Annotated in this window: 14 protein-coding genes and 1 tRNA gene; 13 read left to right on the top strand and 2 right to left on the bottom strand. The window is 63.6% G+C overall.

Going from position 1 to position 13,504, the window contains the following annotated elements; translation table 11 throughout:
• The coding region (locus tag WCZ84_RS11855; RefSeq protein ID WP_372686488.1) for an aminomethyltransferase beta-barrel domain-containing protein at positions 1-225 on the top strand (225 nt) is incomplete at its 5' end.
• Here WCZ84_RS11855 and WCZ84_RS11850 read toward each other — a convergent pair.
• A complete protein-coding gene (locus tag WCZ84_RS11850; protein WP_372686487.1) occupies positions 193-807 on the bottom strand; it encodes a glutathione S-transferase N-terminal domain-containing protein in 615 nt (204 codons plus the stop codon). The genes WCZ84_RS11855 and WCZ84_RS11850 overlap by 33 nt on opposite strands.
• A gap of 223 nt (positions 808-1,030) precedes the next feature.
• Here WCZ84_RS11850 and purB point away from each other — a divergent pair, with 223 nt between their 5' ends.
• The 7 genes from purB (at position 1,031) to WCZ84_RS11815 (ending at position 7,857) form a co-directional block, all read left to right on the top strand.
• Complete coding sequence (gene purB / locus WCZ84_RS11845; RefSeq protein ID WP_372686486.1) at positions 1,031-2,407, top strand: adenylosuccinate lyase; 1,377 nt, start codon at positions 1,031-1,033, stop codon at positions 2,405-2,407.
• A 46-nt stretch (positions 2,408-2,453) separates the two neighbouring features.
• Positions 2,454-2,529: transfer RNA gene (locus WCZ84_RS11840), tRNA-Lys, on the top strand.
• A 43-nt stretch (positions 2,530-2,572) separates the two neighbouring features.
• Positions 2,573-3,949 carry an MFS transporter gene (locus tag WCZ84_RS11835; protein ID WP_372686485.1) on the top strand — a complete coding sequence of 459 codons (1,377 nt, stop codon included), beginning with the start codon at positions 2,573-2,575 and terminating at the stop codon, positions 3,947-3,949.
• An 83-nt stretch (positions 3,950-4,032) separates the two neighbouring features.
• Positions 4,033-5,052 carry an ABC transporter substrate-binding protein gene (locus tag WCZ84_RS11830; protein ID WP_372686484.1) on the top strand — a complete coding sequence of 340 codons (1,020 nt, stop codon included), beginning with the start codon at positions 4,033-4,035 and terminating at the stop codon, positions 5,050-5,052.
• A 32-nt stretch (positions 5,053-5,084) separates the two neighbouring features.
• On the top strand, positions 5,085-5,894 hold the full coding sequence (locus WCZ84_RS11825; RefSeq protein WP_372686483.1) for an ABC transporter permease: 810 nt from the start codon (positions 5,085-5,087) through the stop codon (positions 5,892-5,894).
• Positions 5,891-6,640: an ABC transporter ATP-binding protein gene (locus tag WCZ84_RS11820; protein WP_372686482.1), complete on the top strand. Its 750-nt coding sequence runs from the start codon at positions 5,891-5,893 to the stop codon at positions 6,638-6,640. Before WCZ84_RS11825 ends, WCZ84_RS11820 begins: the two co-directional genes overlap by 4 nt.
• On the top strand, positions 6,637-7,857 hold the full coding sequence (locus WCZ84_RS11815) for an NnrS family protein (protein WP_372686481.1): 1,221 nt from the start codon (positions 6,637-6,639) through the stop codon (positions 7,855-7,857). The genes WCZ84_RS11820 and WCZ84_RS11815 overlap by 4 nt, the downstream gene beginning before the upstream one ends.
• A gap of 81 nt (positions 7,858-7,938) precedes the next feature.
• Here WCZ84_RS11815 and WCZ84_RS11810 read toward each other — a convergent pair whose 3' ends face one another.
• Positions 7,939-9,039, bottom strand: coding sequence for an ADP-ribosylglycohydrolase family protein (locus tag WCZ84_RS11810; protein WP_372686480.1), 1,101 nt, complete (start codon positions 9,037-9,039; stop codon positions 7,939-7,941).
• 228 nt (positions 9,040-9,267) lie between these two features.
• Here WCZ84_RS11810 and WCZ84_RS11805 point away from each other — a divergent pair, with 228 nt between their 5' ends.
• From WCZ84_RS11805 to WCZ84_RS11785, 5 genes are all read left to right on the top strand, one after another.
• Complete coding sequence (locus tag WCZ84_RS11805; RefSeq protein ID WP_372686479.1) at positions 9,268-10,548, top strand: ABC transporter substrate-binding protein; 1,281 nt, start codon at positions 9,268-9,270, stop codon at positions 10,546-10,548.
• 10 nt (positions 10,549-10,558) lie between these two features.
• Positions 10,559-11,455, top strand: a complete 897-nt coding sequence (locus WCZ84_RS11800; protein WP_372686478.1) for a branched-chain amino acid ABC transporter permease — start codon at positions 10,559-10,561, stop codon at positions 11,453-11,455.
• Positions 11,452-12,411: a branched-chain amino acid ABC transporter permease gene (locus tag WCZ84_RS11795; protein ID WP_372686477.1), complete on the top strand. Its 960-nt coding sequence runs from the start codon at positions 11,452-11,454 to the stop codon at positions 12,409-12,411. Before WCZ84_RS11800 ends, WCZ84_RS11795 begins: the two co-directional genes overlap by 4 nt.
• A gap of 2 nt (positions 12,412-12,413) precedes the next feature.
• Positions 12,414-13,166, top strand: a complete 753-nt coding sequence (locus tag WCZ84_RS11790; RefSeq protein ID WP_372686476.1) for an ABC transporter ATP-binding protein — start codon at positions 12,414-12,416, stop codon at positions 13,164-13,166.
• Positions 13,159-13,504, top strand: a 346-nt coding sequence (locus tag WCZ84_RS11785) for an ATP-binding cassette domain-containing protein (RefSeq protein WP_372686475.1), incomplete at its 3' end; no start/stop codon positions are given. The genes WCZ84_RS11790 and WCZ84_RS11785, both read left to right, overlap by 8 nt.

Here is a 13,504-nt window from a genome sequence, read left to right as displayed (position 1 = left end):
GCGGGCGAGCCGCCCGCGCCAGGGCCATATGGGGCCAAGAGCCGCTACCGTCAGGCCGACGCGCCCTGCAGCCTGTCGGTGGTCGAAGACGGCTGTTTCCAGCTGCTGTTCGAGCAGGCGCAATGGGCCGTTACACCAGGGCAATCAGCGGTTCTGTACCAGGGCGACGTGTGCCTGGGCGGGGGCGTGATTTCAGGCCTCGGGGGGGCGGGTATTGGCGAATGACGGCCGCGTATTGAGCTTTTCGGCCAGCCGGTCGAGCTGGGTGTGCTTGGCGCGCCAGCCCAGATTGGGGAAGCGCAGGTCGACATAACCCAGCGCCGTACCGACGGCGATGTCGGCCAGGCACAGATTGACCCCCACGCAGTAGGTCTGTTCGCCCAACTGGGTGTTCATGTAATCCAGTGCGGCATGAATCTTGGCCATTTGCCGTTCGACCCACTGCGGATCGGTTTTATCGGCCGGGCGGCGGTGGGTTTCGATATAGGCGGCTGCAGCGGCATCCATGATGCCGTCGGCCACGGCCTCCCAGCGCTTGACTTCGAGCCGCTCGCGCCCTGGTGGCGGAATCAGGCGCCCCACGGGCGACAGCGTGTCGAGGTATTCGACGATCACGCGGGAGTCGAACAGGGACCCGCTTTCGTCCATGATGAGGCACGGCACTTTGCCCAGCGGATTGTGGGCGGCGAGTTGTGTGGCTGGACCCCAGGGGTCGTCGAGTATGAGCTCGTAGTCGAGTTTTTTCTCGGCCAGCACGATACGCACCTTGCGGACATACGGGCTGGTCAGAGAGCCAATCAGTTTCATGGCGCAGCGGGATAGTTCTAGGCCTGAAAAGTATAGCAGGATGGCTGGTGGGTTCGATGGACTGTGGTTTATGTGCTCCAGGGGCTTGACAAGCCGTCTGAATCCGGTTTGTGCGGCTCTCGCGCGTGTGGCTGGCCTCGTGGGTGGCCCGCCGGCGATGCTAGAATGGCTTCCCGGCTATTCTTTTCATCAGCCCCCGACCAACGGGCTGCAGGTACTTTTCATGCTGATCGATTCATCGCTCTCCGAACTCACGGCCCTGTCCCCGCTCGACGGCCGCTATGCAGCCAAGGTGCAAGGCCTGCGTCCGCTGTTGTCCGAAGCGGGCTTCATGGCCCACAGGGTAGAGGTCGAAGTCGCCTGGCTGATTGGGCTGTCGACGCTGGGCCTGCCCGAGCTGCCGGCTTTCGATGCGGCTGCGCGTGCGCGCCTGCTGCGGGTGGTGCAGGAATTCTCGCAGGCGGATGCGGCGCGCATCAAGGTCATCGAGCGTAAAACCAACCACGACGTCAAAGCCGTCGAATACTGGCTCAAGGAGCAGGTGGCCGATACGCCAGAGTTGGCCGCCGCGGCGGAGTTCATCCATTTTGCCTGTACGTCCGAAGACATCAACAATACCGCGCACGCGCTGATGCTGCAGCGGGCTCGTTCGAGCTGTCTGCTGCCTGCATTCGAATCGATCCTGCAGCGCCTGCGGGAACTGGCCCACCAGCATGCGGGCCAACCCCTGCTGTCGCGCACCCATGGGCAACCCGCCACACCCAGCACCCTGGGTAAAGAGCTGGCCAATGTGGTGGCCCGGCTGCAGCGGGCCATACGGGCCGTGGCCGACGTCCAGCCGCTGGCCAAGCTCAACGGCGCCACCGGCAACTACAACGCGCACCTTGCAGCCTGCCCGGATGTCGACTGGCCCGCGTTTTCAGCTCGCGTGCTCCAGGGGTTGGGCCTGGCCCAGAATCCTTACACCATCCAGATCGAACCCCACGACTGGATGGCCGAACTATTCGACGCCATCGCCCGGGCCAACACCATTTTGCTCGATCTGAACCGGGATCTCTGGGGTTATATTTCGCTGGGCTATTTCCGGCAGCGCCTGCGCGAGGGCGAAGTCGGCTCATCGACCATGCCGCACAAGGTCAATCCAATCGATTTTGAAAACGCCGAAGGCAATCTGGGTCTGGCCAACGCGCTGTTGCGCCATCTGTCCGAAAAACTGCCCATATCGCGCTGGCAGCGCGACCTCAGCGATTCCACGGTACTGCGCAATCTGGGGGTGGCGTTGGGCTACACGGTGGTTGCGTGCGAGGCCTGTCTGCGGGGCCTGGGCAAACTCGAACTGGACGCCGAGGCAGTCGATGCCGATATCGACGCCTGTTGGGAAATCCTGGCCGAACCCGTGCAAACGGTCATGCGCCGCTACGGTCTGCCGCAACCATATGAGCAGCTCAAGGCGCTGACGCGCGGGCGGGGCATCACACAAGAGGCCTTGCAGGGCTTCATCGCGGGTCTGGACCTGCCGGCCGAACCCAAGGCGCGTTTGTTGGCGCTCACCCCACGGGCTTACATCGGGTTGGCGGCGCGTTTGGCCGCAGACATTTGACCCGGTTTTGATGTATAGTTTCGTTCTTCGAAAAATATTTTTCCGGGGGCTGTTAGCTCAGTTGGTAGAGCAGCGGACTCTTAATCCGTCGGTCGAGCGTTCGAGTCGCTCACAGCCCACCAGAATCCTCTTGGCCACACCGGTTGCCGAAAAGGCGCGTGCAGCATGACCCAGACCCCGCCGGTCGGCATTCCACGCAATACCATCTTTGCCACTGTGGCACTGGCACTGCTCATGATGGCGGTCGATTCCACCATTGTGGCGACGGCATTGAACGCAATCCAGCAGGGCCTGGATACCTCCATCAACCTCGCCAGCTGGACCATCACTGCGTATTCGTTCGGCTTCGTCCTGATGCTGCCCGTCAGCGGCAAGCTGGCCGAACGCTTTGGCAAGCGCCGCGTGTTTCTTGCCTCCACACTGGTCTTCACGCTGGCGTCGGCCGGCTGTGGGCTGGCTAACGACATCTATGTGCTGATTGCGCTGCGCGCCGTGCAGGCGGCGGGTGGCGCGGGCTTCACGCCGACCGCGACCGGTATCATCGTGGATCATTTCGGCACTGCGCGCGACCGCTACGTGAGCTTGTTCAGCAGTATTTTCCCCATCGGCGCGATGATAGGCCCTATTTTTGGCGGTTATTTCGTGGCTTATAGCTCGTGGCGCGACGTGTTTCACGTCAACATCCCGATCGGCCTGGTCATTCTCCTGCTGGCGTGGCGCACCATACCCAGGGATGCGGGGCGTACACCGACGGTGGCGCGGAGCATGGACGTGCCGGGCATTCTGCTGCTGGGCACAAGCCTGCTGTCCGGCATGCTGGCTGCCACCATATTGGGCGAATCCCACGAGTCGGTGTGGACCATCGTGCTTTTTTCGGGCCTGGCGCTGGCCTGCCTGCTGCTGTTCCTGCGCCATATCCGCCGGGTGCCGGCACCTTTCATACAGCCCCGTTTTATTTATGGACCCAGCTTCGGGGTGGTCAATCTGGTGAACATGGTCTATACGGGCTTCATCATCGGCGCCATGGCGCTCGTGCCGCTGTATGCCGCCAACCGCTACGGCATCAGTGCGCTGGGGTCGGGGACGCTGCTGACGGCGCAAGGGGTGGCCGCGATGGTGTGCTCACTTGTGGCGGTCCTGCTGTTGCGGCGCACCGGCTACCGTATGCCGCTCTATGTGGGCAGCCTGATCACCATCGTCGGCCTGGTCCTGCTGGCGCTGCCCTCCGCGGGCGGCATCGATCCATACACCTGGCTGGCCTTTGCCGCCTTTCTCGTCGGCGCCGGCAATGGCGCGATCAACCCGGCCATGCGCAATGCCGGCCTGCAACTGGCGCCCGAGTCCTCCTCCATGCTGGCCGCCTTGCGCTCGCTCTCCCTGCAGGTCGGCGCGATCATGACCATTTCCATTCTGGCTGCACTCATGGCCCGCCAGGGCGACGTGAGCCTGGTACTGGCCTGGGCCTATGCCGTCTTTGCCCTGGTTCGCCTTCTGGCGTTATGGCTGGTTCGTTTTGTTCCGGAAGAGCATGGGGCCTGGTGAATCATCGACATATTGGTGAATCATCGATATATGAATGATAATGATTATCGACTACACTTTGGTTATACCGTGCCGAGGTCATCATGTCCAAGATCAGTCATTCCTTTCTCCGTCGTCGCCGCGCCGTTCTTGCCGGCCTGGGTACGGGCATCCTGGCTTCGGCGCTGGGCGGCTGGCCGCACACGGCGCGGGCGGCGCCGCTCGAGTCGCTCGTTCTGTATGGGCCACCGTCGGGGCCCTCGATTATCCTGACCCAGGCCATGGCGTCGGGGGGGTTGCCCGGGGTTGCCCGCACGGCCAGCCTGAAAGTGTGGCGCAATCCAGATGAAATGCGCGCCGGCCTGAGCTCGGGCACCATGCAGGCCGTGGTGCTGCCGGTGCAGGTGGCGGCAAACCTGTACAACCGGGGCATGAAGCTCAAGCTGCTGAACGTGATGACACAAGGGCTGCTGTATGTTCTTTCGGCGGATCCGGCGATCGACAGCATTGCATCGCTCAAGGGCAAGACCCTGGCGGTGCCGTTTCGCCACGACATGCCTGATCTGGTCCTGGCCCGGTTGTTGGCGCACGAAGACCTGCACCCCGGCAAGGATCTCACCATTTTGAACAGCGGTACACCCACCGAGGCCATACAGATGCTGTTGGCAGGCCGCGTCGATGCCGTGCTGGCACCCGAGCCCGCTTGCACGGCGGCGATCGCCCGGGGCCGCGGGCAGGGCAAGCTCATCCGCCGGGCCGTGGACGTCCAGCAGGTTTGGGGGCAGTTCACGGGGCTTGGTCCGATCCTGCCGCAGGCCGGTCTGGCGCTGGTCGGCCCTCTCACGAACGCAGATACGCATCCTGGGCTGGCTCAGGCCCTGCAGGCGCTGCTGGCCGAGGCCGCATCTGCCGTCAACGGGGATCCGGCGCAAGCCGCCGCCCGGGCGGCGCCCGCGCTGGAGTATCCGGTGGCCATACTCGAGGCCTCGATTCCGCCTTCCAAGCTGGTGGCGGTTCCGGCGCGCGCGCAGAAGGCGCCCATCGAAGCCATGCTGTCGGTATTGGCCGAGCGGGATTCCGGCATCATCGGCGGGCATCTTCCTGACGATGGCTTCTATTTGTAGGCGTTCATGACGTCGCACCGAAGGGCGTGATCATGGCGTTCATACTGGATCGCCTGGGGCGGGCTGGCCGGTTCGTGTGGTCCGCCTGGTCCGGGGTGGCGGCCCTGTGCCTGCTGGCGGCCATTTGGCAGGTGGGCCACGAGGCCTACGGCGACTTCATTCTGCCGGCGCCGCTCGCCACGCTGCAGGCCGCCTGGCACGTGCTGGGCGAAGAGGCGACCTGGGACCTGATCCTGCTGACGGCGGGACGGGCCCTGCAAGGGTTCGCGGCAGCGGGGCTGGCGGGCGGCCTGCTGGGGCTGTCTGCTGGCTATTCGCCGGCTACATTGCGGCTGACTCGCCCGCTGGTGACGGTCATATTGGGGGTGCCGCCGATTGCCTGGATTGTGTTGGCCATGATCTGGTTCGGATCGTCGGATGGTACCGTGGCGGTCACCATCCTGCTCGCGGCTACGCCGGTGGTCTTCGTGGGGGTGGCCGAAGGCGTGATGTCGCGTGACCGTGGGCTCGATGCGATGGCCAAGGCGTTTGGGGCGGGCCCCTGGAAGCGTTTGACCACGTTATCCTTGCGCCATGTGGCGACCCATTTGTTTCCGGCCCTGGTCCTGGCATTGGGGATCGCGTTCAAAGTGGCCGTGATGGCCGAATTGCTGGCGAACCTGGGGGGGATCGGTGGCGAGCTCGCACGCAGCCGCGCCAATCTCGACGTGGCGCAAGCCCTGGCCTGGATCCTGATCGCCGTGGCGGCGCTGATTGCCGTTGAATATGGCGTGGTACATCCGGTCCGCGCCGAATTCGAGCGCTGGCGGGCGGCCGCGCAGCCTTGGGGGGTTCGGCGGTGAACAGGCTGGAGCTCGCACAGGTCGGGCATGGCTATCTGGGGCGCAAGGTGCTGGAGGGCATCGATCTCTGCATTTCGGGCGCGGAAGTCGTCGCGCTGGTCGGTCCATCCGGGTCTGGCAAGTCGACCCTCATCCATGTCGCCAGCGGGCTGCTGGAGCCATCGCACGGTGTCGTGCGCCGCCATTATGACCGTCATGCCATGGTCTTTCAAGAGCCCCGGCTGTTGCCCTGGGCCACTGCAAGAGACAACATCGGCTATCCGTTGCGCGTGCGCGGCGTCGGCCGCACGGCTCGTCGGGCGCGCGTCGCTGATGCGGCACGGCAGGCGGCCTTCGATCCGGCGGACCTGGGCAAGTATCCGGCGGAACTTTCCGGGGGGATGCGCCAGCGGGTGGCGATTGCCCGTGCGCTGGCCGTGAACCCGGACTTCATTTATTTCGATGAGCCATTCACCGCCCTGGATGTCGCGCTCAAGCAGCGCATGCAGGACGTGGTCATCGAGGCGGCCGCTGCCGCGCGGTTTGCCGCCTTGTTCGTCACGCACGACCTGAACGAGGCGACACGCATGGCGCATCGGATCGTCGTACTCGATGCGCATGGCCGCGGGATCGCCGGCGCGCGCACCGTGCCCGGGCGGCCGGGTGCGCGCGATGAGCGCAGCGTCTTCGAGTGGGTACAGCATTTCGTGCACGACGACCCTTTGTTCGGGCATGTGCACGACGTCGACGAGCGTGCCTGGACATGATGTTCAGTTCGAATCGGGCCGAACGGGCGGTGTCCTTGTGGTCCGCCTTGGGGGACGAAGGGTTCCGCCTCTTTTTTCCGCTGGGGGCCCTGTATGCCGCCGTGTGGCCGCTGCAGTGGATACTGGTATTCGATCTGGGTCTGCCCGGGGTGCGCACCACGCCGGCGTTTCTGTGGCACGGGCATGAAATGATTTTCGGCATGCTGGGCGCCGCGTTGATTGGCTTCATGACGACGGCGGTGCCGGAATGGACCGATACCGGCCGTTTGCGGGGGCGGGCACTCTATGGCATGGCGCTGCTGTGGCTGGGGGGGCGCCTGGTGGGCTTTTGGGGGGTCGATGCCCTCGTATGGTTGGGTGCCGCGTGCGACCTTGGCTGGCTGGTCTGGCTTCTGTACTACGTGGCTGGGGTGTCCTTGAAAAAGCGAACGGACCGCCTGCTGGCCTTTGTGGTCTGGCTGGTATTTCTTCTATTCGCCAGGATCATGGTGGCATGGGCTTTTGACGCCCAGGATCCGATGCTCGCCCAGGCCGCACTGTACCGCGCCGGCTTCGCCTTTCTCGGCCTGCTCGGCCTGGTGCTGGCTCGCGTGAGCGTGCCGATCACGAATCTCGTGCTGGATCCCACAGAAGGCACGACACCGTATCGACCGCATCCTGGCCGCCAGAATCTGGCCCCGGGGCTGGTCGTAGTGTTGCTGGCCGCCAATGTGTCGGGGCTGTCACCTACGGTTCAGGCCTGGCTTTCGCTGGCCGCTGGCGCGGCTTTCCTGGACCGGGTGGGCGAGGCGTTCATCGGGCGTGCGATCTGGCGCCCGGAGATTCTCATGTTGGCCGCCGCCAGCTTGTTTGCCGGCCTGGGCCTGGGGCTTTTGGGGCTGGGCGCATTGGGCTTGCCGATTGCACCGGCCGCCGGACTGCACGTGGCGTTCATGGGGGGCCTGGGCCTGGGCGTGCTGGCCGTGTTCTCCATCGCTGGTTTGCTGCATGCGGGCTTGCCGCTGGCGTTTGCGCCCGGCATCCGGCTGGCGGGCATCTGCCTGGTATTGGCGATGGCGGCGCGTACGCTGCCGGGGCTCGGCCTGGCGTGGTCCGTGCCCGGCACGCCCTACGCTTGGGCGGCGGTGTTCTGGGCGGCGGGTTTCCTGCTTTGGCTGCGTATCTATTGGCCGATCGTGTCTTCGGTGGGATTGCAGGGCCAACCGTCTGTTTCTTGAGGCGGCGGACGGCTCGTTCAGGCTTCGGCGGGTTCAGGCTTCGGCAGATTCAGGCTTCGGCAGGTTCAAGCCTCGGCAGATTCAGGCTTCGGCGGGTTCAGCAGCGGCTTGCCGGGCCAGTGTCCGGGCCAGAGCCAGCCGGGTTTCGTGATGCTCCAGGCCGGCGATGAAGCGCTCGGGGATGGCCTGCAGCCCACCGATTGCGCCACTGAGCGCACCCGCCAGCATGGCGCGCGCCTGGTTCTGCCCACCGCCGTTGACCGCATGCAGCAGGGTGGACTCGACATCGCCCTGGAAGCGGGCCGCCAGATAGTACGCTGCCGGAAATTGATGATAGACCGCGCAGGGCATGCCATAGACCAGGGAGACTTTCCAGGCGGGGTCGATCTGACAGCCAGGATCGGCGGCCGCCCGGGCCACGCAGGACACCGTGAGCAAGGCGTCGGGTGACGGGAACTGCCCTGCATGGCGGGTGGCCTCGGGCCCCGGGGGCGGGGTGTCTTCGCCCGCGGACGTAACGCTGTGAAACGGCAGGCTGCCATCGTGCACCCGTGCCATCAGGCGCCCGGATGTGTCTGCGTCGAGCGGTTCGCCGCGGGTCAGGCTGCCAAGCACCGAGGCATACGCGACGGTCATTGCCATCACCGTGGTGTCGCGTTGTGTCAGGGCGGTGTTGCTCGACACGTACCGTGCCAGCGCGGCGGGTTGGCGTGCATAGCGCACGGCCAGGGCCAGGACGCGTTCAGCGGCTTCGGTGGTATCGGCCGGGCCAGCCACCTGGCCCCATGGCTTGTGCTCTTGTATGCGCTTGCGCCAGGCTTCGCGTATGGATTGGCTAGTATATCCGCCTGGACCGTTCATCGGCGTGCCGTCGAGCAGCGGGAACAGGCCCGAGTCGAGCTGGCGGCAGAAGTCGGCTTCGTCGTAGCCCCCGCACGCTGTGAGGGACTGCAACAGCAGGTCGAGAATGAAGCCGGCCTGCCCGGACTGACCGGCCTTGAGGCCCGCGTGGTATCGGCCCGGCTGCGGTTCGGTGTAATCGGTGATCCAGGGGCCATAGGTGGCGCGCAGCTCGTCGAGCTGATAGTACCAGTGTGGGCCCAGGGCCAGCGCATCGCCAATGTAGGCGCCCAGAATGGCGCCGCAGATGCGGTCTTCGAGTGAGGGTGCGGATGTGTTCATGACCCCATTCTACTGCTGCATGCCGGGATCGGGCGATGGTGGGGTCATGCCCATTGCATTGTGTCTACGACGTGTTCTATGCTTTCTCGTTAGCGGTATTGTCGAAAAATGTTGCACGCAGTGTCAAAATATTGCTTATCGGCGAACTCACACTCTGGCCGTCAGGTGCGCGTCCGTCTCCGCGGGGCTCCCAACCAAAGGCCACCGCTTTCACACTCCGGAGGAAGCATGTCTCATCAGATCAAGGTGATCTCGGCCGCTGTGGCCGTCGCATTATTCGCGCTGGGTAGCACCGCCCAGGCCGACGAAAAACCCATCAAGGTGGGGATCGTCACATTCATGTCGGGCGCCGCGGCCGGGCCTTTCGGGGTGCCGGCGCGCCATGGCGCCGAAGTGCTCTTCGAAGAGCTCAATGCCGGCAAGGTGCCCGCGCCTTACGATTCCGTCGGCTTCGGTGGCACACCGCTCGAATTCGTCTATATCGATGAAAGTGGCGGCACCTCCCAGCAAGTGACCGAGTTCCGCAACATGGTGGATCGGGCCGGCGTCGACATGGTGATCGGCTATACTTCGTCAGGCAACTGCCTGGCGATTGCACCGGTAGCGGAAGAGCTCAAGACGCTGACCATGCTGTACGACTGCGGCACGCCCCGCATCTTCGAGGACGACACGCATCACTATGTATTCCGTCCAGTGGCCCATGGCACCATGGACAACGTCGGTGCGGCCATGTATGCGGTCGATCAGAAACCCAACTTGGAAACCTATGCCGGCATCAACCAGAACTACGCCTGGGGCCAGGATTCCTGGCGCGATTTCGAAGGGGCGCTCAAGCAGCTCAAGCCAGACGTCAAGCTCACCACGTCGCAGATGCCCAAGTTGGGGGCGGGGCAGTACAACGCCGAGATCTCGGCCATCATGGCGTCCAACCCCGACATCCTGCATTCGAGCTTCTATGGCGGCGACCTCGAAGGCCTGATCGTGCAGGCGCAGCCGCGTGGCATGATGGAGCACGTGCCCACCATCCTCACGACGGGTGAAACCATCACGCACGACAACAAGATCAAGATCCCAGACGGCACCATCATCGGCGCACGGGGGCCGCATGGCGTCTTCGCGCCCGACTCCGAACTCAATACCTGGTTCCGCAACGCCTATCGGGATCAGATCAAGGGGGATCCCTGGTATCCATCCTACAAGATGGCCCAGACCATCTTGGGCACCAAGGCCGCCTATGAAAAGGCCAAGGCCGACAACGGCGGCAAGGCGCCGAATACCGAGCAAATCATCGCGGCCTTTAAGGGCCTCACCTTCGTGTCGCCATCCGGCGAAGTGAAAATGGCGTTGGGCAATGGCCACCAGGCGGTACAGGAAGTGGTCTACGGTACCGCGAAGAACGTCGATGGCAAGCTCACCTTCGAGCACGTCAAGCGCTACCCATCGGAAGTCGTCACCCCGCCTGAAGGGGTGAAGTCCGAAGACTGGATCAAAAACGGCATGAAGCACTAAGGGGGATCCCATGTTGATGTTGCCTGCTGCCATGATCGACGGGATCATGTATGCCGCCTGGCTTTTCCTGGTGGCCGTGGGGCTCACCCTGATCTACGGCGTCATGAAAATCCTCAACCTGGCGCACGGGGCGTTCTACACCCTCGGGGCGTACGTGGCGGCGACTTTCGTCGGTTTCTGGCTGGCAGGCGACTACAACCCCTATTACAGCTATCTGCTGTTGCTGCTGGCAGGTGTCATAGGCGGGCTGATACTGGGCGTGGTGGTCGAGCGCGGTATCCTGCGGCGTTTCTACAAAGAAGACCAGGTCGTGCTTCTCCTGGTCACATACGCCATTTTCCTGATTCTGGAAGATGTGGTGAAAATGATCTGGGGCGTCGAGCCCTACATCATTTCACAGCCTTATGGCCTGCTGGGCAGCTTCAATATCGGCCTGCTGTATTACCCGAACTACAACTTCGTGATCCTGGGCGCTGCCATCCTGTCGGGCGTGGGCCTGGCGCTCTTTCTCAAATTCACGCGGCCGGGCAAGCTGCTGCGCGTGGTCATCCACGACCGCGAGATCAGCATGGCGCTGGGCATCAATGTGCAGCGTTATTTCCTGGTCACGTTCGTGGCCGGATCCATTCTGGCTGCATTGGGCGGGGCCCTGACGGCGCCGACCATCTCGGTGGCCCCTGAAATCGGGGTCGAGGTCATTGTGCTGGCTTTTGCGGTCATCGTGATCGGCGGGCTGGGTTCCCTGCCGGGCGCTGCCCTGGGCGCCCTGATCGTCGGGCTGGTGCGCTCGTTCGCCGTCCATTATTTTCCCGAGGTCGAATTGTTCTCCATTTATGCCGTCATGGCCGTGGTTCTGATCGTGCGGCCCATGGGTCTGTTTGCTGCCGCGGAGCCCCGCAAGATATGAAAGTCTCGTCAATGCTGCGGCAGCAGCACGCTTTGATCGCGCTGCTTGCCACGCTGGTCCTGATTGCCTTGGGCATCGGCCTGTCATCATGGCAGTTCGTCGTCGTGGTGGCCCTGGCCAAGGGGCTGGCCGCCCTGGGGCTGGTGCTGCTGTTGCGCTGTGGGCTGGTGTCGTTCGGCCAGGGGCTGTATTACTGTGCGGGCGCTTATGCCGTGGGCATGGCCATGAGCTATCTGGGCATTCGCGACCTGGTGCCGCTGCTGTTGCTTGCCACGGTATCGGCTGCGCTGATCGCCGCTTTGCTGGGGGTTCTGCTGTCGCGCTATCGTGACATTTTCTTTGCCATTCTCACGCTGGCCTTCACCATGATCCTGTATGGCCTGCTCATTCGCAACCCGGTACTGGGTGGCAGCGATGGGTTCAACGTGTTGTCGCCCGGATTCTTCTTATTGGCCGATGGCGCGCTGTCGCGGCGCACGATGTTCATCATCACGGCGGTGGTGGTGGGCGTCAGCATCTGGGCCGTGCAGCGCTATCTGGCCACGCCCATGGGGCGCCTCGGGCCCGCCATGAAAGACAACGAGATCCGCGTCGAATACCTTGGGGCTTCGGCGCGGCGCAATATTTTCTGGAACTACACCCTGGCCGGTGCTCTGGCGGGGCTGGGCGGGGGGCTTACGTCGTTCAGCATTGGTCACATCGACCCCGATCTTGCCTTCTGGACCACTTCGGGCGAATTCCTGTTCATCGCCATCCTCGGCGGCACGCGCAATGCGTATGCACCATTTCTTGGTGCCATCGCGCTCGAACTCATCCGTTCGCTGGCTTTTCAGTACGTGCCCAATGCGTGGCAGATCGTCATCGGTGTCAGTATGCTGGTCATCATCATTTTCCTGCCAGGCGGTCTGATCAGCATCGCCAGGTTGTGGTTGCGCTCGTCGGCCAGGGGGGGGTGAGCATGTCCGAATCCATCGTTCTCATCTCTGCCAGAAATCTGCGCAAGCAGTTCGGCGCCGTATTTGCGGCGCGCGACATCACGGTCGACATCCACGCTCACAGCGTGTCGGGCCTGATCGGTACCAACGGCGCGGGCAAGACCACGTTCGTGAACATGCTCACGGGCTACCTGAAGCCTGATCAGGGCCAGATCTTTTTCGATGGCCAGGAAATTACCGGCCGGCCGCCACGGGAAATCACGCGCATGGGGATTGCCCGCTCCTTCCAGATTCCCCAGTTGTTCGACTCTCTGACGGCTGTCGAAAACGTCGAGACCGCCCTGGGTATCGTTGGCAAGCCGCTGGATCAAGCCCAAGAGATTCTGGCGCGGTTCGAACTCACCCAGTTCGCTGGTTCCCTGGCGGGCATTCTGCCCGAAGGCGTGCGCAAGCTGCTGGACATTGCCCTGGCCATGGTCGCGGATCCACGCGTCCTGCTGCTCGATGAACCCACCAGCGGGGTCGACAGCTCCGAAAAATTCGAAATCATGGACCGTATCATGAAGATCGTCCGCGAGGCCGAAGTCACCGCCATGTTCGTCGAGCACGACATGGAGGTCGTACGTCGCTACAGCGACCGGGTTCTGGCTTTCTACGACGGCGCCATCCTGGCGGCCGGATCTCCAGAAGAGGTCATGCAAGACGAAAAGGTTCTCGAATACATCATCGGCAGGCCGCTGCGGGCCCCGCTTGCACAAGAGGGCGCCCATGCTTGACGTTCGCGACCTCAATGTGAAGATCGGTACCACCACGATATTGCGCAAGGTGGCGCTCAGCGTCGCGCGTGGGGCCATCGTGGGGATCACGGGGCGCAACGGCGCGGGCAAAACGACCCTGATGCGCTCCATCATGGGCTTGTTGCCAGTCGAGTCAGGCAGCATCCAAATGGATGGCCAGGATCTGGTAGCCCTGCCGGCATACAAACGGACGTCGCTGGGTATTGGCTACGCGCCCGAGGATCGCCGCCTCATTCCAGATCTCAGTGTCGAAGAAAACCTGTATGCGCCGGTCTGGGCGCTGGGCATTACCGATGCCGAACGCCACCTGCAACGCG

The organism is Castellaniella sp., assembly GCF_041675725.1.
GTDB lineage: Bacteria > Pseudomonadota > Gammaproteobacteria > Burkholderiales > Burkholderiaceae_B > Castellaniella.
This window is presented reverse-complemented; position numbering and strand designations above follow the sequence as displayed.

Excerpts from the sequence above, each read along its gene's own strand:
- WCZ84_RS11795 (WP_372686477.1), top strand. The coding sequence starts at position 11,452 with ATGAAAGTCTCGTCAATGCTGCGGCAGCAGCACGCTTTGATCGCGCTG.
- WCZ84_RS11815 (WP_372686481.1), top strand. The coding sequence starts at position 6,637 with ATGATGTTCAGTTCGAATCGGGCCGAACGGGCGGTGTCCTTGTGGTCC.
- WCZ84_RS11850 (WP_372686487.1), bottom strand. The coding sequence starts at position 807 with ATGAAACTGATTGGCTCTCTGACCAGCCCGTATGTCCGCAAGGTGCGT.
- WCZ84_RS11790 (WP_372686476.1), top strand. The coding sequence starts at position 12,414 with ATGTCCGAATCCATCGTTCTCATCTCTGCCAGAAATCTGCGCAAGCAG.
- WCZ84_RS11805 (WP_372686479.1), top strand. The coding sequence starts at position 9,268 with ATGTCTCATCAGATCAAGGTGATCTCGGCCGCTGTGGCCGTCGCATTA.
- WCZ84_RS11825 (WP_372686483.1), top strand. The coding sequence starts at position 5,085 with ATGGCGTTCATACTGGATCGCCTGGGGCGGGCTGGCCGGTTCGTGTGG.
- WCZ84_RS11835 (WP_372686485.1), top strand. The coding sequence starts at position 2,573 with ATGACCCAGACCCCGCCGGTCGGCATTCCACGCAATACCATCTTTGCC.
- WCZ84_RS11800 (WP_372686478.1), top strand. The coding sequence starts at position 10,559 with ATGTTGATGTTGCCTGCTGCCATGATCGACGGGATCATGTATGCCGCC.
- purB (WP_372686486.1), top strand. The coding sequence starts at position 1,031 with ATGCTGATCGATTCATCGCTCTCCGAACTCACGGCCCTGTCCCCGCTC.
- WCZ84_RS11830 (WP_372686484.1), top strand. The coding sequence starts at position 4,033 with ATGTCCAAGATCAGTCATTCCTTTCTCCGTCGTCGCCGCGCCGTTCTT.
- WCZ84_RS11810 (WP_372686480.1), bottom strand. The coding sequence starts at position 9,039 with ATGAACACATCCGCACCCTCACTCGAAGACCGCATCTGCGGCGCCATT.